We start from the raw sequence: 17,571 nt of genomic DNA on the forward strand, positions 1-17,571 counted from the left end.
CCTCGGATCCTCACGACGCAGGAGTGCAGACATGTCCTCGAAGAAGGACCGCAAGGACCGCGACGAGCTCGAGCAGGCCGGCAGTGCCGGCGTCGAGAACGCGCAGCTGGCCCGAGTGCTCGATCGCGTCCTCGCCGTGCAGCGCCCGGCGGTCCTCGCGAACATCCGGGCCCTGCGCCGCCGCCGCCCGAACGCGACTCCCGAGCAGCTGATCACCTCGCTCGAGCGGCAGTACCTCTCCAGCGTCGCCGCCGGAGGCGCGGCCATCGGAGCGACCGCGGTCGTCCCCGGCATCGGCACCGCCGCCTCCGTGGCCCTCTCCGGCGCCGGCGCCATCGGCTTCCTCGAGGCGAGCGCCCTCTTCGCGCAGTCGGTGACCGAGGTGCACGGCATTCGCCTCGAGGACCCGGACCGCGCCCGCGCCCTCGTGCTCACGCTGATGATGGGCTCCTCCGGCAGCGAGCTGGTGCGCCAGGTCGCCGGGCACGCCACCGGGACCAGCACGGGGATGAACCAGTACTGGGGCTCGGTGGTGACCAAGGGGCTGCCGTCGTTCCTCGTCGGGGAGCTCGCCGACCGGGCCAAGAAGTCGTTCGCGAAGCACTTCCTCGCGCAGCAGAGCGCCGGGCTGGTCGGCCGGGCGATGCCGTTCGGGATCGGCGCCGCGCTGGGCGGGGTCGGCAACGCGATGCTCGGCCGCAAGGTCGTGCAGAGCGCTCGGGACGCCTTCGGGCCGGCCCCGCGCGAGTTCGGGAACGTCTTCGTGCTCCCGCCGACGAGGGCGGAGCGGAAGGCGCTGGCCGCCGGTGCCGACCCGCTCGAGCTCTACGTCCGCGACTACGGCGGCACCGGCGAGAAGGTCGCGCTGCTGCTGCACGGCCTCGGCTCGGACTCGCGGATCTGGTACGCGCTGGTGCCGACGCTGCACGAGCACGGCTACCGCGTCGTCGCGCCGGATCTCGCCGGCCACGGCGGATCGCCGAAGTCGCCGGCCTACTCGGTCGAGCACTGGGCGGAGGACGTGCGCGCCTCGGTGCTGCAGTCGCCCGACCTGATCGTCGGGCACGGCCTCGGCGCGGTCGTCGCCGCGCGGCTCGCCCCGGACTACGGCGCCGAGCGGCTGATCCTGCTCGACCCCGCCTTCTCCGACGCGAAGGGCCTCACCAGCGCCCTGCGCCGCGGGGGCTCGATCGCGCACGTCGAGAAGGGCGACGCCGACGAGCTGCGCCACCGCCACCCGATCTGGACCGACGAGCAGATCGAGCTCGACGTCTCGGCGCACGCACTCTGGGACCCGGAGTCCGCCTCCGGCCTGACGGCGCGCGGTGCGGCCGACGCTCCCGACGTCTTCGCGGTGCCGACGCTCGCCGTGCTGCCGGAGGACCCGCTCGGCCACTCCTCGCTCAGCGGCGTGCTCGCCGACCACGGCGCCGAGGTGCGCACGGTCCCCGGCGCCGGCGCCTCGATCCTCCGCGAGGACCGCGCGGCGCTCATCGCGGCCCTCGCCGACCGCCTCTAGCCCCGGCCTCTGCGGAATCGAATCGCCGGGGCGATCCGGTTCCCGGGTCTCGAGACGCCGCTGCGCGGCTACTCGACCAGCATGGAGGGCCGCGGTTCGCTCAGCAGGCCGTCCAGCAGGCGCTGCAGCCGCCGCAGCAGGCGTAGCCGCAGTAGTTGCAGGCGTCGCAGCAGACGCAGCATGCTGATCGAGTGGCGGCCGCGGGGCGCGTATCGAGATCCACCCACCGAACAGACGTCGGTCTCGATACGCCGCTGCGCGGCTACTCGAGCAGCATGGGCCGCGAGCAGCGCGAGGAGCTTCACTTCTTGGCCTTGGCGGCGGCCTTGGCCGCCTGCTTCGTGGCGCGGACCTTCGCGAGGGACTCGGGCGAGACGATGTCGGCGACCGAGCGGAACGAGTCCTCCTCGCCGTAGGCGCCGGCGGCCTCGCGCCAGCCGGCGCCCTCGAAGCCGCGGCGCTTGCCGAGCAGGGCGACGAAGATCCGGGCCTTCTGGTCGCCGAAGCCCGGCAGCGCCTTGAGGCGCGCGAGCACCTCGCGGCCGTCGGGGTCGTCGCGGGTCCAGATCGCCGAGGCGTCGCCGTCCCAGTCGTCGACGATCGCGCGGCAGAGGGTCTGCACCCGGCCCGCCATGTTGGCCGGATAGCGGTGGATCGCCGGGGGCGTGCGCGACAGCTCGGAGAAGCGGTCCTCGTCGAAGTCCGCGATCGCGGCCGCATCGAAGGACGACCCCTCCTCGGCCAGGCGCTGCTCGAGCTTCAGCGGCCCCGAGAACGCCGTCTCCATCGCGACCTGCTGATCGAGCAGCATCCCGATCAGCAGGGCGAGCGGGTCGCGGGTGAGCAGCGCGTCGGCGTCGGCGTCGTCGGTGATGTGCAGGGCGGAGTCGGCGGTCATCCTCCAGGGATACCACGGACGCCGGGACCGCCGCCGAGCATCGCCCGGACGGTGCGGTCGATCGTGCTGAGCGCGGTGGTCAGCTCGAGATCGCTCGCGCTGCCGTAGCCGAGCACCAGCGCCTCCTCCTCCGCCCGGTCGGCCAGCGCGTAGTCGTCGAGCGGTGCGACGAGGAGCCCCTCCGCCGCGAGCGCCGCCACGACCGCCACCGCCGAGAGCGGCGCGGGCAGCCCGAGCACCACGTGCAGCCCGCCGTCGAGCCCGCGGGCCGAGCCCCACTCGATCCCCTCGGAGAAGTCGCGGACCAGCCCGCGCCGATGCGCGTAGCGCCGTCGCGACCGGGTCAGGTGCCGCCGGAAGCCGCCGCCCGCCATGAAGGCGGCGAGCGCCTCCTGCGTCGGACCGGAGACGGAGGCGTCGCGCTCGGCGTCGACCCCCCGCACCGCCGCGTGCAGCCACGACGAGGGCGGCAGCGCCAGGTACGCCACCCGCAGCCACGGCGACACCGTCTTCGAGAACGAGCCGACGTGCGCCACTCCCCCGCCGCCGTCGAGCGACGCGAGCGCCGGCAGCGGTGCGCCGACGTAGCGGAACTCGCTGTCGTAGTCGTCCTCGATCACCAGGAGCCGCTCCGTCGCCGCGCGGCGCACCAGCTCCAGCCGGGCGGCGAGCGCCAGGCGTCCTCCGGTCGGGTACTGGTGCGACGGAGTGACGATCACGACATCGGCGCCGCTCGTCGCGAGCGCGTCCAGATCGATCCCGTCGGCGTCGACCGGCACCCCGACGACCTCGTGCCCCTCGGCACTCAGCCGCCGCCGCACCGCCGGGTAGCCCGGGTCCTCGACGGCGACCCGCACCGAGCGCCCGAGCGCCGCGGCGGCCGCCCGCACCAGCAGGGCGACGGCGTCCGCGGTCCCGCTCGTCACGAGGACGTCCTCCGCCTCCACGTCGATCCCGCGCGAGCGCCGCAGCTGCTCGGCGACCTGCGCCCGCAGCCCCGCGTGCCCCGCCGCCGACGGCAGCTCCGAGGGCGGAGCCGAGAGCGCCGGGCGCCAGGCGGCCCGCCACTCGGGCCCGTCGAGGTCGCGCGTGTCCGGCCGCCCCGGCCGCAGGTCGAGCCGCACGGGCGCCGGCACCACCGCCGACTCCGCTCGTTCCACCCGCGATCGAAGGGGCACGACCACCCCGTCGGCCGCGACGGTCACCGCCGCGCGCGGGTGCGCGACGAGGTAGCCCTCGCCGACCAGCTGATCGACCGCCGCGACGACAGAGCCGCGCGAGACTCCCAGCTGCTGCGCGAGCACCCGGCTGGACGGGATCGCCTCCCCGGCCCCGTAGCGCCCGTCGAGCACCGCCGCCCGCAGCGCCTCGGCCAGCCCCGAGCGGACGGAGCCGCGCTCCGGCACGCTCAGCAGAAGCGGCACTTCGAGATCGCCGGACGCCATGGACTCCCCCGCTCTGGACCACTCGACACGTGCTCCCCTGGCATCCTCGCAGATCCAGCCCGGCCGCGATCCTCGAGCCATGGACACTCTCAGCACCACCGACCGCACGCGCGTCACCCGCCTGCGCGACCGCCAGGTCCTCGACCGCGACGCCCTCGACGCCCTGCTCGACGAGGCCCTGATCGCGCACGTGGCCGTCGTCCGCGACGGGGCCGCGATCGTGCTGCCGATCCTCTTCGCCCGCGATGGTGAGGACCTGCTCCTGCACGGCTCCAGCGGCGGCGGCCTCCTGCGCGAGGCCGCCCGCGGCTCGCTGCTCACCGTCGCCGTGACCCTGGTCGACGGCCTGGTCGTCGCCCGCTCCGCGTTCGACAGCTCGATGAACTACCGCTCCGCGATGATCCTCGGCCGCGCCGAGGCCGTCGAGGGCCCCGGCAAGGCCCGCGCCCTCGACCTGCTGACCGAGCGCTTCCTCCCCGGCCGCCCCGCCGAGACTCGGCCCAGCACCGCCCGCGAGATCGCCGCGACCCTCGTCCTCCGCCTTCCCCTCGCCGAGGCCAGCCTCAAGATCCGCGCCGCCGGCCCCTCCGACGACGCCGACCAGACCCCCGGCGTCTGGGCCGGCACCGTCCCCCTGGTCACGCGCACCCTGCCGCCGGTCCCGGCCTCCGGCTCCGCGCCCGATCTCCCCGCCTCCGCGATCGCCTTCACCGGCACGGTCGACGGCACGCTGCCGCCCTTCCGCTGAGGCCGCACCTGCAGGAGAGGACGAGCCTGCTGGCCCGCCCCACTGAGGACGGCGGGTCTCGACACGCCCCTCCGGGGCTACTCGACCAGCATGGATGCGCCCCTGCAAGGCCACTCGACCAGCACGCCTACGGCGCCGTCATGCTGATCGAGCAGCCCGCGCAGCGGGCGTATCGAGATCCACCAGCGTCGGAAGACCAGCCTGCAGACCCGCCCTGCTGAGGACAGAGGATCTCGATACGCCCCTGCGGGGCTGCTCGACCAGCATGCTGCCGCTGAGGCCCTCCGCCGGGCACGAGGCGCGGGTGCGGTGCCTCGTCGCGGCTCCTGGCTCGGGCCTGGCGGGCGCGCCGCAGGCGCGCGGGAAGGAGCCGCGACGAGGTACCGCACCCGCGCCGTCGCGCAGCGACGCGCCGAAGTGGACCCTACTTCGTGTCCTGCCTCGGGAACACGACCTTCTGCACCACGATGATCACCGACGCCGCCACCGGGATCGCCACGAGCGCCCCCAGCACCCCCGCGAGCGTCCCGCCCGCGACGGCCGCGATCACGACGACCGCACCCGGCACGGACACCGCGCGGTTCATGATCCGCGGGCTGAGGACGTACGCCTCGACCTGCATGTAGACGAGGTAGTAGATCGCCGCGACGAGGGCCGTCACCGGCGAGGCGAGCAGGCAGGCGAGCGAGATGATCACGGCGCCCGAGATGGTTCCGACGAGCGGGATCAGCGAGCCGAGGAAGGCGACGCAGGCCAGCAGCGCCGGCACCGGACCGCCGATGATCAGCAGCAGGATGAAGGTCAGCACGCCGTTGACCGCCGCGAGCGACACCTGGCCCACGACGTAGCGGCCCACCGCGCCGGTGATCTCCTCGCCGACCTCGCGCGCCTTCGGGCGGTGGGAGGCCGGGGCGAAGCGGTAGGCGACCGACTTCATCGAGCGCAGCGACGCGAGGAAGTAGAGGGTGAGGATGAGCACGATGATCGCGCCGGTCACGCCGCTGGCGATGCCGCTGCCGACCGCGAGGATGCCGCCGCCGAGCGAGAGCAGGTTGTTGGGGTTGCCGATGAAGCTCTGCACGTTGCCGATGAGCGAGTCGACGTCGACGACACCGCTGAGCTGCCGCTCGAGGTCGAGCACCCACGGCTGCGAGGCGATGTCGGAGACGATCCGGGGAGCGCTGGTCACGAAGATGGTGAGCTGCTCGATCAGGATCGGGATGATGTACAGCAGCAGCCCGGCGAAGATCAGCAGCACCGAGGCCAGCACGATCGTGATCGCCAGAGCGCGCGGGATCCTCTTGCTCTCCAGCCAGGAGACGAGCGGGTCGAGACCGAGCGCGAAGAACAGCGCGACGAAGACGTAGGTGAGCACGGTGCCGAGCGAGACGACGAGTCCGCCGACCACGAGTGCGACGAGCACGCCGAGACCGCCGAAGAGGCCGATCCGGAACGAGCGGATGGTGAACTGCGGCCGCTCCGGGTCGCTCGACACCACGATGTCGGGCTCCACCGCGGGCTGGGCCGGCGCAGCGGGGCGCCGGCGGGAGCGGGCGAAGGCGCGCGGGGTGATCATGCGTCGAGCGTAGCGGGGCGCGAACGGCCGCCCGTTCCGAGGCGGAAGGCTTGACGAGGAGCCGCTGCCGGGGCGCTCGCCGGGCCCTCAGCGCTCGGGGTCGCGCTCGTCGACGGCGACGTCGTCGCGGTGGAGCTCGGCGTGCCGGTCCCACTCGGCGAGCAGCTGCTCGACGGCGGCGTGGAAGCGGGCGGTCGCGGCTCCGGGGCTCGTGTCGCCGAAGTAGTGGGCGACCCAGCGCTCCAGCCGCTCGACGGCCGCGTCGTCGTGCTCGACGCTCTCCAGCCGCGCGACGACGCCGCCGGCGTCCTCGGCGCGGAGCCACTCCGCATCGCCGAGGTAGCCGGACTCGTCGACGTCCGCCGCCGGGCTGATCGGCCGGGTCACCAGCAGCGGGCGGCCGGTCGCCAGCCGGTCGTAGACCATCGCCGAGACGTCGAGCACCGCGACGTCGGCGGTGAGCTGCCAGCCGAGCTCCGCGGAGGTGTCGTGCACGTGCCGGGCGGCCGGATCAGCCGCGTTCGCCGCCGCGATCAGGGCGACGATCTCGCGGGCGGCCGCCCCGTAGGCCGGGTCGACGGCGCCGCTGCGCGGGTGCGGCCGGTAGACGAGGCGGTAGCGGCGGTCGGCGAGCACGGCGCGGGTGAGCGCGACGCCGTGGGTGCGGATCGAGCCGTAGCCCGCGGCCGGGCGGTCGCCCTCCCAGGTGGGGGCGTAGAGCACGACCCGGCGCTCGTCCGCGGGGTAGGGCGTGCGGCCGGAGACGTGGTCGGCCTGCGGGCGGCCGATGGCGAGGGCTCGCTTGTCGAAGTCGAAGTCCCAGAGCACCCGGCGCAGGCGTGCGAGCGCGGCGTCCCCGGCGATGAAGCTGTAGTCGTAGGCCTTGAACTGGTTCGTCGTCATGTACATCTTGTCGCTCTCGCCGTGGTTGACGAAGACGTGCCAGCGGCGCCCGTAGCGCATCATCTGGAAGTTGCGCGCGTTCTGGTTGACGTAGAGCACGATCCGCAGCGGCTGCTCGTCGATGGCGGTCTCGAGGTCGGCGACGGAGCGCACGTGCGCGACCGGCACGGGGCTCTCACGCAGCAGCGCGCGGGTGGCGGTCGCGTTCCGGGAGAGGATCACGACCGGGTGGGTCTTCGCGAGCTCCTGCAGCGGCGCGTACCACTGGCGCAGCTGGTAGAGGTTGATGTCGCCGTCGGCGAAGTAGACGCCGATCTCGAAGACGCCGGGCGTCAGCGGCGCGCGCTCGGCGATCGCGCGGGCGACGTCGCGGCGAGCCCGCCGGGCGGTGAGCAGGTCGCGGGCCACTCCGCGCGCCAGCGTCGCGTCCCGGAGCAGGCGGGCGAGGACGTCGCGGGGTGCGGGTGTCATCGGTCCAGGCTACAAGCCCGGGTTCTGCCTGCCGATCGAGCAGTCGGAGCGGCGACCAGCATGTGGTGGGCCCTTGCGAGGCTGCTCGGCCAGCAGGGATCGGTGTCCTCCGGCACTCAGGGCGCCGGGGTCACCCGGAGCCAGACGAACTGCAGGGGCGCGAGGCGGAAGCCCTCGCGCAGGTCGACGGCGATCTCGGTGACCAGGTCGAGCGCCGCCGGCGCGAAGCCGCCGAAGCGCTCCGGAGCGATCTCCTGCGCCTCGTCCGAGACGTTCGCGAGGACGAGCACCGCCTCGCCGTCGCCCGGGCGCTGGTAGCCGAGCACGTGGTCGTTCACCGCGTCGAAGACCGTGAGGGCGTTCCCCGCGAACAGGTCGGTCCGCTTGCGGACCGCGATCAGGTGCAGCAGCCCGCCGAAGATCTCGGCGGCGTCGGCACCCGGGGTCTCGCGCTCGGCGTAGCGGGCAGCGGGCCGGCGGGGCCGGTTCACCCAGCGGGAGTCCCCCGCGGTACTCGGATCGTCCAGGTAGCCGTGGTCGTTCAGCTGGCCGACCTCGTCGCCGAGGTAGAGCAGCGGCAGCCCGCCGGTGCTGAGCGCGATCGAGTGGGCGAGCAGCACCCGGTCGATTCCGTACGGGTCGCCCGCCTCGACTCCCGCGAGCGAGGCGGTCGTGCCGGACACGCGCCGGTCGCCCGTCCGCGGGTTCTCCTGGAACGGCACGCCCCGGGCGAAGGTCCCCTCGAAGCGGTCGGTGTAGAAGTCGTTGAGGAAGCGCCGGTGCCCGGCCGCGTCGATGCCGAACTCGGCCGCGTCCTCGTCGGCGAAGGTCCAGCCGATGTCGTCGTGCCCGCGGACGTAGTTGACCCACGCCGTGCCGGCCGGCAGCGCGTGGCGCCGCTCGAGGGCCTGGGCGAGCAGCCGGACGTCGCGCGTCGCGAGCGCCTCCCAGGTCAGGGCCATCTGCAGCGGGTTGTAGGAGAGCTGGCACTCCTCGAGGTCGATGTACTCGATCACCTCGTCGGGGTGCACGATCGCCTCGGACTTGAACAGCAGCGACGGCGCGGCGAGCCGGCAGACCTCGTTGAACGCGCGCAGCAGCAGGTGCGCCTCGGGCTGCGACTCGCAGGTGGTGCCGAGCTCCTTCCAGATGAAGGCGACCGCGTCCATCCGCAGCGCGTCGACGCCCTGATTGGCGAGGAAGAGCATCTCGCCGGCCATCGCGCGGAAGACCTCGGGGTTCGAGTAGTTGAGGTCCCACTGGTAGCGGTGGAACGTCGCCCACACCCAGCGCCCGTCCTCGAGCGGCACGAAGGAGCCGGGGTGGTCGTCCGGGAAGATCTCGCGGGTGGTGCCCTCGAACGCGTCGGGCTGCTCGCGATCCGGGAAGATCCAGTAGTAGTCCTCGTAGCGCTGCTCGCCCGCGAGCGCCTTCCGCGCCCACTCGTGCTCGTTCGAGGTGTGGTTGAAGACGAAGTCGACGACCAGCGCGATGCCGTGCTCGCGCAGCTCGCCCGCGAGCAGTCGCAGATCGTCCATGTCGCCGAGGTCAGGGCGCACGCGGCGGTAGCTGGACACCGCGTAGCCGCCGTCCGACTCCCCCTCCGGAGCATCGAAGACCGGCATCAGGTGCAGGTAGTTCAGCCCGATCTGGCGGAAGTACGGGATCTCGGCGCGCAGCCCCGCGAGGTCGCCGGCGAAGCGGTCGACGTAGCAGACGCCGCCGAGGGCCTTGTTGGAGAGGAACCAGTCCGGGTGCTGCCCGCGGGCGCGATCGAGCGCGCGCAGGTCCTCCGGGCGCTCCTGCCAGGAGGTCGCGGCGAGCTCGACCAGGGCGACGATCTGCTCGACGAGGTCGTCGCGGCGCGCGTAGACCGCGGCGAGCAGGTCGACCAGGCGCGGGAGGCGCGCGTCGAGCCGCGCCTGGAACTCCGGATCGGCGACTGCTCCGCCGACGGTGTTCACGCGGGAGCGCACGGCCGTGATCAGGTCGTCGGGGGTGGGCACCGGCTCGTCCAGCACTGCACCGGGCAGAGCTGTCGAGGGGGGCTGCGTCGAATCGAACACCGTCGTCCTTCCGAGGGGCGTCCGCCCGGCGGGGGGCGGATTCCCCGATGCTAGACGATCGGGGGACGCCCGGCGACCGTCATGCGCAGCAGCGTCCGGCCTGCCACAATGCGGCGCTCCCCGGGGTCGGCGGTCCAGCCCTCGCGCCAGCCGGCGAACCAGGCCCGCAGCGCCCGGCGGTCGTTCCGCCAGCGCAGGCACTGGATCGCGGTCCACGAGCCGACGTAGGCGAGCGCGAGCGGAGCCGGCAGAGAGCGCCGGGCGAGCCACACCCGGTTGCGGGCGTTCAGCCGGTAGTAGTCGGCGTGCCGGGTCTGCTGGATCACCGGGTGCTGAGCGACGAGCTCGCCCGCGTACCAGGTGCTGCGCCCGGTGTCCCAGACCCGCCAGGCCAGCTCGATGCCCTCGTGCGCGTAGAAGAAGGGAGCCGCCCAGCCGCCGGTCTGCTCGAAGACGTCGCGCCGCAGCACGACCGCGCCCTCCCAGACCGAGAACACCGGTCCGGAGCGGCGCGGGTCGCCCTTGAGGATGCGCGGGGTCCAGCGGCGGGGCGCGGGAGTGCCGTCGACGCTGTCGACCCGCGGTTGCACCATGCCGATCCGGCGCGGCGAGGCGAGCAGCGCGACCGCGTCGCGGAGGAAGCTCGGCGACGGCACGCGCGCGTCGTCGTCGAGGAAGAACAGGTAGTCGCCCGCGACGACCGGCACGCCGGCGTTGCGGCCGGCCGGGATGCCGAGGTTCTCCGGCAGGGCGAGCGCGCGGACGCCGTCCGGCAGGTCCTCGGGCGCCCAGCCGTTGCCGACGCAGACGACGTCGAGTTCGACCCCCTCCTGCGCGAGGACGCTCGCGAGCCCGGCCGCCAGGTCGTCGGGGCGCGTGCCCTGGGTGAGCACGACGACGCCGACGCGCGGCACCGCGCCGGTCACCCGCTCAGGACCGGACACGCTTGGAGGCCATGATCGCGACGAAGTGGCCGACGAGCGCGAGGAGCGCGAGCGGCAGCAGCGCCGACACCAGCACGCGATCGGCGGTGCCGGCGCCCACCACCAGTCCGACCAGGCTCGCGGCGAAGGCCAGCATGGTCAGCTCGACCGAGTGGTACAGCCGGTGGAACGGCAGGAACCGCGCGGCGCGGCGCAGGCGCGCGAGGGACGAGGAGGACGGCGTCGCCTCCCCCTTCGTGTCGGCGAGCCTGGTCAGCCCGGCGTTCGCCCGCGCGACGTGCACCATGTCGTTGAGCGCCTTGTTCAGCACGATCACCAGCGCCAGAGCGAGGCCGATCGTCGTCCACAGGAAGTCCTCGGGGGCGTCGAACGGGAGGCCGGCGGCGCGCAGACCGAGGGCGATCGGGATCAGCGACTCGGTCGTGTAGTGGCCGACCTTGTCGAGGAAGACGCCCGCCGGCGACGAGGTCCGGCGCCAGCGCGCGACCTCGCCGTCGCAGCAGTCGACGAGCATCTGCAGCTGCCCGAGGATCAGCGCGAGGGCGGCGCCGGCGATCCCGGGGATCAGCAGCGCGGCGGCGGCGCTCCAGCCGACCAGGATCATCAGCCCGGTCACGCCGTTGGCCGAGATCGAGGTGCGCAGCAGCAGCATGGTCAGATACGGCGAGAAGCGGCGCAGGTAGAGCGAGGCGGTCCAATGCTCCGCGTTGCGGCGTCCGCGGACCTCCGGCGGCTGGGCGACCGCGCGGAGCTCGGCGATCGATCGCGGTCTGGCGGTGCTGGTCATGCGTCCCTCGCGGTGTCGGCGGCGGTGTCGGCCGTGCCCTGGTGGCGGTGCGCCGCGATGTTGCTGGTGAGGCCCGCGAAGCCGAGCACGAAGCCGGTGCCCCAGGCGACGTGGATCGAGGGGATCACGACGAGGAACCACAGCATCGCGCGCGGCCCGTCGGCGCGGGCGACGGCGAGCGTCGCGGCCGCGACGAGCAGCAGGTAGCCGACCGGGACGACGAGCCCGAGCAGCAGCCACGGCGCGGCGCCGAGCAGCGCCTGCACCGCTCCGGCGACGCCGGCGAGCAGGCCCAGGGCGAGCAGCGCCACGAGGACGGGGGGTGCGAAGTAGCGGAGGGAGCGCGACGCCGGGAACAGCCGGGTCAGCTCGCCCCGCCACATCCCGGTGGAGAGGAACTGCCGCAGCAGCGCCCGCATCGACGGCCGGGGGCGGTAGGTGACGGTGAGCCGCGGCGTGAACCAGACGAGTCCGCCCGCCTCGCGCAGCCGGCGGTTGAGCTCCCAGTCCTGCCCGCGCTTGAACCGCTCGTCGAAGAGCCCGGCGCGCTCGAGGGCGGAGCGTCGGAAGACGCCGAGGTACACGGTGTCGGCCGGACCCTCCTCGCCGCCGACGTGGTGCGGGGTGCCGCCGAGGCCGATCCGCGAGCCGTAGGCGCGGGCGACGGCGCGCTGGAACGGGGTGAGCCCCTCGGCCGCCATCACTCCCCCGACGTTCGCGGCGCCCGAGCGCTGCAGCGCCTCGACGGCGATCCGCGCGTAGTCGTGCGGGAGGACGGAGTGGGCGTCGACGCGGACGACGACGGGGTGCTGCGACGCGCGGATCGCCGCGTTCAGCCCGGCGGGAGTCGAGCCGACGGGGTTGGCGACGACGCGGATCCGCTCGTCGGCGGCGCTGAGCTCGGCGACGAGCCGCTCGGTGCCGTCGATGCTCGGCGCCAGCGCGAGGACGACGTCGAACGGGCCGGCGTAGTCCTGAGCGAGCAGCGAGTCGACCGCCGCCCGCACGTGGGTGACCTCGTTGAGCACGGGCATCACGTAGGAGACGCCGGGCAGATCGGGGAGGTCGTCCGTCGGGATCTCGGGCTGCATGGGTCCAGTTCGTGAGGCGGGGCCGGGCGTCCTGACCGGACGCGGGCGCCCCACACTACCAGCGGCCCGCGCGCCGCCCCGCGGACGAGCAGCCGCCCCCGGGGACGGATCCCCGGGGGCGGCTGCTCGGTGCGGAGAGGGTCAGCTGGTGGCCATCGTGCCCAGCGTGACGTCGAGCTCGAAGGTCTTGCCGCCGCGCACGTAGGTCAGCTGGACGTCCGCGCCCGCGGCCTGCGCGCGCACCTGGGCGGTGAGGTCGGAGGCGCTCGTGATCGGCGTCCCGGCCACTCCGGTGACGATGTCGCCCGCGGCGAGACCGGCGGCCTGGGCGGCTCCGCCGCTGGTCACCTCCTGGATCCTCGCGCCGAGGACGTCCTCGGTGGAGTCCGAGACGCTCGCGCCGAGGAGGCCGTGCGTGGCGGAGCCGTTCGCGATGATCTCCTTCGCGACGCGCTCGGCGACCGCGCTGGGGACGGCGAAGCCGACGCCGATGTTGCCCGACTGCCCGCTCGACCCCGAGGACTGACCGGCGCTCGCGATCGCCACGTTGACGCCGATCAGCTCGCCGTCGCTGTCGAGCAGCGCGCCGCCCGAGTTGCCGGGGTTGATCGCCGCATCGGTCTGGATGACGGGCAGCGAGATGGTGCTCGTCGCGGGCGTCTGCTGGGTCTGCCCGGGGATGTCGAAGTTGAACGGGCTCTCGGTGCCGCCGCTCGAGCTGTCGCCCGAGTCGTCGGGGGCGGCCGAGGAGGCGACCTGGATGCTGCGGTTCAGCGCGCTCACGATGCCGTCGGTGACGGTGCCGGAGAGGCCGAGCGGAGCGCCGATCGCGACGGCGGTGTCGCCGACGTTGACCTCGGAGGAGTCCGCGAAGGTGATCGGGACCAGGTCGGTCGCGTCCGCCAGCTTGATCACGGCGAGATCCAGCGTCGGGTCGGTGCCGACGATCGTCGCGGTGAAGATGCGGCCGTCCGACGTGGTGACGGAGACCGCGCCGTCCGAGATCTGGCCGTCGAGGGTGACGACGTGGGTGTTGGTGAGGACGTAGCCGTCCTTCGAGAGGACGATGCCCGATCCGGTGCCCGACGAGGAGCTGCCGGCGACGGCGATCGTCACGACGCTCGGGGTGGCCTTGGCGGCGACGGCGGTCGCGGTGGTCGCGTCCTCGGCGTTGTTCACCGTGATGGTCTGCGAGCCGCTGGAGGACACCACGCGGGTGCCGGCTCCGTTGGAGGCGGACCAGAGGCCGAAGACGCCGGCGCCGGCGACCCCGCCGACGACCGCGCCGATGGCGAGGGCCGCGACGACGCCGACTCCGGCGCGGCGCTTGGTCGCAGCGGTCGAGCCGAGCGGGGGCTGGCCGCCGCCGAAGGAGCCGTTCTCGCCGACGGGCGGCTGCTCGGTGCTCTGCACCGTGTGCGCGGCCGGAGGCGCGAACTGGCCGTAGCGCGGGGTCGGCGGGACCGGCTGCGCCTGGTTGCCCTCCGCGGAGTTCGAAGTGTAGGACGGGAGGGGCTCGGTGGCCCCGGTGGACGACGACGGCGCTCCGGTGCCCGCGGGGGAGGTGGGCTGTCCGGGGGTGTGCTCGCCGGAGATGGGCTGGTTCGCCTCGTGGCGGCGATCCTCCGGCGTGCGGGGATCCTCCGGCTGACGAGGACCGTCGTGACTCTCGGTCATGGGTGGTGCTCCTTCCAAGCGGGGATAGCTTGACCAGCGAACCTGTGCGTTCCTTATGACGGGCCTGCGAGCGGCACGCCAATGCCCGAGGGGCGCGGGAGCGGCCACTCAGCCACCAGACTGGCGGGGTGAGCATCCCCGGATCCTGGACCCGCGCCGCCGCCGGCGCCGGTCTTCTCGGCCCGAGCGGCGAGGTCGCCGCCACCGTCTTCAGCGAGATGAGCGCGCTCGCCGCGCGGACCGGGGCGATCAACCTCGGCCAGGGCTTCCCGGACGAGGACGGTCCGCAGGAGGTGCTCGAGGCCGCGCGCGCGGCGATCTCCGCAGGCCTCAACCAGTACCCGCCCGGGCTCGGCTTCCCGGTGCTCCGCGAGGCCGTCTCCGCGCACCAGCGGCGGTTCTACGATCTCGCCGTCGACCCGGACGGCGAGGTGCTGGTCACGACGGGCGCCACGGAGGCGCTCGCCGCGACGCTGCTCGCGCTCCTCGAGCCCGGTGACGAGGTCGTCACCTTCACTCCGCACTACGACGCCTACGGCGCCCTGATCGCGCTGGCCGGCGGCGTGCACCGCACGGTCCCGCTGCGCGGTGCGGACTTCCACGTCGACCACGAGGAGCTCGCCGCCGCGGTCACCGACCATACCCGCGTCATCCTCGTCAACGATCCGCACAACCCGACCGGCTCGGTGCTGCCCGCCGAGACGCGCGAGCTGATCGTGCGTCTCGCGCACCGGCACGACGCGCTGATCGTGACGGACGAGGTCTACGAGCACCTGCGCTTCGACGGCGCCCACGTGCCGATCGCGACCCTGCCCGGGGCCCGCGAGCGCACCCTCACGGTGTCGTCGGCCGGCAAGACCTTCAGCACCACCGGCTGGAAGATCGGCTGGATCACCGGCCCGCGCGAGCTGATCACGGCGGTGCTCGCCGTGAAGCAGTTCCTGACCTACGTCAGCGGATCGCCGTTCCAGGGCGCGATCGCCGTCGGCCTGGAGCTCCCCGACTCCTTCTTCACCGGTATCGCGACGACCCTGGAGCGCAAGCGCGACGTGCTGTCGGCAGGGCTCGCGGCGGCCGGCTTCACGGTGTCACGATCCGCGGGGTCGTACTTCGTCGTCGCCGACGCCACTCCGCTCGGCTGGGACGACGGGGTCGCCTTCTGCCGGGCGCTGCCCGGGCTGACCGGAGTGGTCGCGGTGCCCGTGTCGGCGTTCTGCAGCGCCGCGGACGCCGACGCCTACCGCTCGCTCGTGCGGTTCGCGTTCTGCAAGCGCTTCGAGGTCCTCGACAGCGCGGCGGAGCGGCTAGCGGGACTCGCGCGCCGCGGCTGACCGGCGGCCGGCCCGGACGGGGCGGACCTCGAAGCGCCGCAGCGCGAGGGCGGGGTTCTTCTCCCGGGCCGCGGCGATGCGCTCCTGCGAGAGCCAGGCGACCGCGACGTCCTCGACCTCGCCGAGCGTCGCGATCTCGACGCCCATCGGGTCGACGATCATGCTCGTGCCGACCCCGATCGGCGGGGTCTGGTCCGCGGCGACGAGGTAGATCGTGTTCTCGAGCGCGCGGGCGGTGACCAGGGTGCGCCAGTGCGCCTCCTTGAGCGGGCCGCGGACCCACTCGGCGGGAGCGGCGACCACGTCGGCGCCCGCGTCGACGAGCCAGCGGGTCACCTCGGGGAAGCGCAGGTCGTAGCAGGTCTGCAGGCCGACCACGAGGCCGCCGACCTCGAAGGTCTGCGGGACGTCGATCTCGCCGGGCGCGACCCAGTCGGACTCGGTCTGGCCGAAGGCGTCGTACAGGTGCAGCTTGCGGTACGTCGCGACGACCGCTCCCCCGGCGTCGACGGCCACGAGCGTGTTGGCGATGCGCCGGCCGTCGTCGACCGACTCGACCATGCCGGCCACGAGGTGGACGCGGAGCTCGCGGGCGATCACGCCGAGCCCCTGGACGAAGGGGCCGTCGAGCGCCTCGCCCGCCGCGACGAGCTCGGGACCGAGCGGATCGACGAAGAACGAGCTGTACTCGGGCAGGACGACGACGCTCGCGCCGCGCTCGGCGGCGATCCCGGCGAGCCGGCGGATGACGGCGAGGTTCGCCGCGCGGTCGTCGGTGGGGGCGAACTGCGCGACGGCGAAGCCGACGGCCGCCGCGCTCGCGGGCCGAGCGGCCTTTCGCGCCGAGGCCCTGCGCTGCGCCGCCATCAGCTCGGCGGGTAGAGGAAGAGCGCGACGCTCGAGGCCGGGACCGTCCGCGCGTGGTACGCGTGGTCGTTGCCCCAGTTGTACTCCTCGAGCGAGACGGTGCCGTCGGCGTTGACCGACTGGACGTACGCGACGTGGTTGCCGTTGAACCAGGCGACCGCGCCGGGGACCGGGGTGCTGCTGGTCTCCCAGCCGTGCGACGCCCACTGACCGGCCCAGGCGTAGGCGCTGCCGCCGCCGGGGGTCATGTTGCCCCAGGTCCACTTGAACGGAGCCCCGGTGGAGCCCTGGTCGCGGTTGAGGCGCCAGGCGACGAAGTCGACGCACTCGCGGTAGTAGTAGCGCAGCGGCGAGAGCCCGCCGCCCTGGTCGTCGGTCAGCGCGTCGCGCCAGGGGTAGTCGTCGCCCTCCTCGCGGGGGGTGACGGAGCTGCTGGTGCCGCCCGAGCGGCTCGGGGACGCGGCGGCGGAGGACGTGCCGGAGGCCTCCTCGGCGGCTGCCGCTGCTGCGGCCGCGGCGGCGTCGGCCGCCGCCTTCTCCGCGGCGGCGGCGAGGGCGCGCGCCTGAGCGGCGGCCTCGTCGAGCTGCGCCTGCGTGGGCGCGGTGAAGGAGTCGCGGATGACCTGCTCCTGCACGGCGGTCGAGGCGACGGTGAGCTTCTGGTTGCCGAGCGCCTGGACGCGGGCGGCGGCCTCGATCGCGGCCTGCGAGTCGGGTGCCGTGTCGAAGGAGTAGGCGGGCAGCGCCATCACGGCGACCATTCCGGCGATAGCGGCGGCGGCGACGGTGCTGACGGTGGTGCGCAGGACGCGACCCCGGCGGCGGCGGACCGGCGCGACGCTCGCGAGGACGGGCGTGCGCACCGCGACGGGGGCGACGGGCACCGGGCGGGTGCGGGGGGTCGGACGCTGGGCCTGCGCGGCGGACTCGGCGTCCCGCCGGCTGCGCCGGGTGAGGTGGATCCCCTCGCTCGCGGACCCGTCCCGGGTCGCTCCTGCGGTCTCGTCCACCTGTTCGTCGCTCACACCAGCACCCTTCGCATCCCGGACGAGGATAGCGTGCGCCCCGGCCCGACACACCGAGCGACTCGGGGCTCCCGCCGAGTGGGCCCCTCCTGCTGATCGAGCAGCCCGCGGAGCAGGCGTATCGAGATCCACCGGCGCCAGAACGACGCGTCGGCAGACCCGGCCTGCGGGAGGCGGTGGGTCTCGAGACGCCCCTGCGGGGCTACTCGACCAGCATGCGCGA

General features: G+C 73.9%; 15 protein-coding genes. 3 read left to right on the forward strand and 12 right to left on the reverse strand.

The features are described from left to right. Nucleotides 1–31: 31 nt before the first annotated feature. Nucleotides 32–1,519 carry an alpha/beta hydrolase gene (locus tag GTU73_RS14330; protein ID WP_160090383.1) on the forward strand — a complete coding sequence of 496 codons (1,488 nt, stop codon included), beginning with the start codon at nucleotides 32–34 and terminating at the stop codon, nucleotides 1,517–1,519. Nucleotides 1,520–1,587: 68 nt separating this feature from the next. On the opposite strand, the gene GTU73_RS14335 is transcribed toward GTU73_RS14330, so the two are convergent. From GTU73_RS14335 to GTU73_RS14345, 3 genes are read right to left on the reverse strand one after another with little or no spacing between them, the layout of a single operon-like run. Beyond that, nucleotides 1,588–1,824 (reverse strand): hypothetical protein, encoded by a 237-nt coding sequence (locus GTU73_RS14335; RefSeq protein ID WP_160090384.1) that lies wholly within the window; start codon nucleotides 1,822–1,824, stop codon nucleotides 1,588–1,590. After that, on the reverse strand, nucleotides 1,821–2,417 hold the full coding sequence (locus GTU73_RS14340; RefSeq protein WP_123447563.1) for an HhH-GPD-type base excision DNA repair protein: 597 nt from the start codon (nucleotides 2,415–2,417) through the stop codon (nucleotides 1,821–1,823). The genes GTU73_RS14335 and GTU73_RS14340 overlap by 4 nt, the downstream gene beginning before the upstream one ends. Further along, nucleotides 2,414–3,862, reverse strand: a complete 1,449-nt coding sequence (locus GTU73_RS14345) for a PLP-dependent aminotransferase family protein (RefSeq protein WP_160090385.1) — start codon at nucleotides 3,860–3,862, stop codon at nucleotides 2,414–2,416. Before GTU73_RS14345 ends, GTU73_RS14340 begins: the two co-directional genes overlap by 4 nt. 79 nt (nucleotides 3,863–3,941) lie before the next feature. On the opposite strand from GTU73_RS14345, the gene GTU73_RS14350 reads away from it, so the two are divergent. Next, nucleotides 3,942–4,610: a pyridoxamine 5'-phosphate oxidase family protein gene (locus tag GTU73_RS14350; RefSeq protein ID WP_160090386.1), complete on the forward strand. Its 669-nt coding sequence runs from the start codon at nucleotides 3,942–3,944 to the stop codon at nucleotides 4,608–4,610. Nucleotides 4,611–5,034: 424 nt separating this feature from the next. Here the strand turns inward: GTU73_RS14350 and GTU73_RS14355 are convergent, their stop codons facing one another. The 7 genes from GTU73_RS14355 to GTU73_RS14385 form a co-directional block, all read right to left on the reverse strand. Then, on the reverse strand, nucleotides 5,035–6,186 hold the full coding sequence (locus tag GTU73_RS14355; RefSeq protein ID WP_160090387.1) for an AI-2E family transporter: 1,152 nt from the start codon (nucleotides 6,184–6,186) through the stop codon (nucleotides 5,035–5,037). Between the two features lie 87 nt (nucleotides 6,187–6,273). Then, nucleotides 6,274–7,560, reverse strand: a complete 1,287-nt coding sequence (locus GTU73_RS14360) for a hypothetical protein (RefSeq protein WP_244231646.1) — start codon at nucleotides 7,558–7,560, stop codon at nucleotides 6,274–6,276. Nucleotides 7,561–7,676: 116 nt separating this feature from the next. Further along, on the reverse strand, nucleotides 7,677–9,536 hold the full coding sequence (locus tag GTU73_RS14365) for an amylosucrase (protein WP_244231863.1): 1,860 nt from the start codon (nucleotides 9,534–9,536) through the stop codon (nucleotides 7,677–7,679). A 140-nt stretch (nucleotides 9,537–9,676) separates the two neighbouring features. Next, on the reverse strand, nucleotides 9,677–10,552 hold the full coding sequence (locus GTU73_RS14370; RefSeq protein ID WP_160091401.1) for a glycosyltransferase: 876 nt from the start codon (nucleotides 10,550–10,552) through the stop codon (nucleotides 9,677–9,679). Nucleotides 10,553–10,556: 4 nt separating this feature from the next. After that, nucleotides 10,557–11,357: a CDP-alcohol phosphatidyltransferase family protein gene (locus GTU73_RS14375; protein WP_160090389.1), complete on the reverse strand. Its 801-nt coding sequence runs from the start codon at nucleotides 11,355–11,357 to the stop codon at nucleotides 10,557–10,559. Then, nucleotides 11,354–12,448 (reverse strand): glycosyltransferase family 2 protein, encoded by a 1,095-nt coding sequence (locus GTU73_RS14380; protein WP_208543673.1) that lies wholly within the window; start codon nucleotides 12,446–12,448, stop codon nucleotides 11,354–11,356. The genes GTU73_RS14375 and GTU73_RS14380 overlap by 4 nt, the downstream gene beginning before the upstream one ends. Before the next feature lie 141 nt (nucleotides 12,449–12,589). Continuing rightward, entirely contained in the window at nucleotides 12,590–14,125 is a 1,536-nt protein-coding gene (locus tag GTU73_RS14385; RefSeq protein WP_160090390.1) for a trypsin-like peptidase domain-containing protein, read from the reverse strand. 128 nt (nucleotides 14,126–14,253) lie between these two features. On the opposite strand from GTU73_RS14385, the gene GTU73_RS14390 reads away from it, so the two are divergent. Then, complete coding sequence (locus GTU73_RS14390; RefSeq protein ID WP_160090391.1) at nucleotides 14,254–15,456, forward strand: pyridoxal phosphate-dependent aminotransferase; 1,203 nt, start codon at nucleotides 14,254–14,256, stop codon at nucleotides 15,454–15,456. On the opposite strand, the gene GTU73_RS14395 is transcribed toward GTU73_RS14390, so the two are convergent. Together GTU73_RS14395 and GTU73_RS14400 are read right to left on the reverse strand one after the other, a co-directional pair. Further along, nucleotides 15,430–16,323: a carbon-nitrogen hydrolase family protein gene (locus GTU73_RS14395; protein ID WP_160090392.1), complete on the reverse strand. Its 894-nt coding sequence runs from the start codon at nucleotides 16,321–16,323 to the stop codon at nucleotides 15,430–15,432. The genes GTU73_RS14390 and GTU73_RS14395 overlap by 27 nt on opposite strands. Next, nucleotides 16,323–17,348 carry a CHAP domain-containing protein gene (locus GTU73_RS14400; protein ID WP_160090393.1) on the reverse strand — a complete coding sequence of 342 codons (1,026 nt, stop codon included), beginning with the start codon at nucleotides 17,346–17,348 and terminating at the stop codon, nucleotides 16,323–16,325. Before GTU73_RS14400 ends, GTU73_RS14395 begins: the two co-directional genes overlap by 1 nt. Nucleotides 17,349–17,571 lie beyond the last annotated feature (223 nt).

Source organism: Rathayibacter sp. VKM Ac-2804 (assembly GCF_009866655.1).
Taxonomy (GTDB): Bacteria; Actinomycetota; Actinomycetes; order Actinomycetales; family Microbacteriaceae; genus Rathayibacter.

Coding starts and splice junctions, on each gene's coding strand:
- GTU73_RS14380 (WP_208543673.1), bottom strand. CDS start 12,448: ATGCAGCCCGAGATCCCGACGGACGACCTCCCCGATCTGCCCGGCGTC.
- GTU73_RS14350 (WP_160090386.1), top strand. CDS start 3,942: ATGGACACTCTCAGCACCACCGACCGCACGCGCGTCACCCGCCTGCGC.
- GTU73_RS14375 (WP_160090389.1), bottom strand. CDS start 11,357: ATGACCAGCACCGCCAGACCGCGATCGATCGCCGAGCTCCGCGCGGTC.
- GTU73_RS14385 (WP_160090390.1), bottom strand. CDS start 14,125: ATGACCGAGAGTCACGACGGTCCTCGTCAGCCGGAGGATCCCCGCACG.
- GTU73_RS14360 (WP_244231646.1), bottom strand. CDS start 7,560: ATGACACCCGCACCCCGCGACGTCCTCGCCCGCCTGCTCCGGGACGCG.
- GTU73_RS14345 (WP_160090385.1), bottom strand. CDS start 3,862: ATGGCGTCCGGCGATCTCGAAGTGCCGCTTCTGCTGAGCGTGCCGGAG.
- GTU73_RS14355 (WP_160090387.1), bottom strand. CDS start 6,186: ATGATCACCCCGCGCGCCTTCGCCCGCTCCCGCCGGCGCCCCGCTGCG.
- GTU73_RS14330 (WP_160090383.1), top strand. CDS start 32: ATGTCCTCGAAGAAGGACCGCAAGGACCGCGACGAGCTCGAGCAGGCC.
- GTU73_RS14340 (WP_123447563.1), bottom strand. CDS start 2,417: ATGACCGCCGACTCCGCCCTGCACATCACCGACGACGCCGACGCCGAC.
- GTU73_RS14395 (WP_160090392.1), bottom strand. CDS start 16,323: ATGGCGGCGCAGCGCAGGGCCTCGGCGCGAAAGGCCGCTCGGCCCGCG.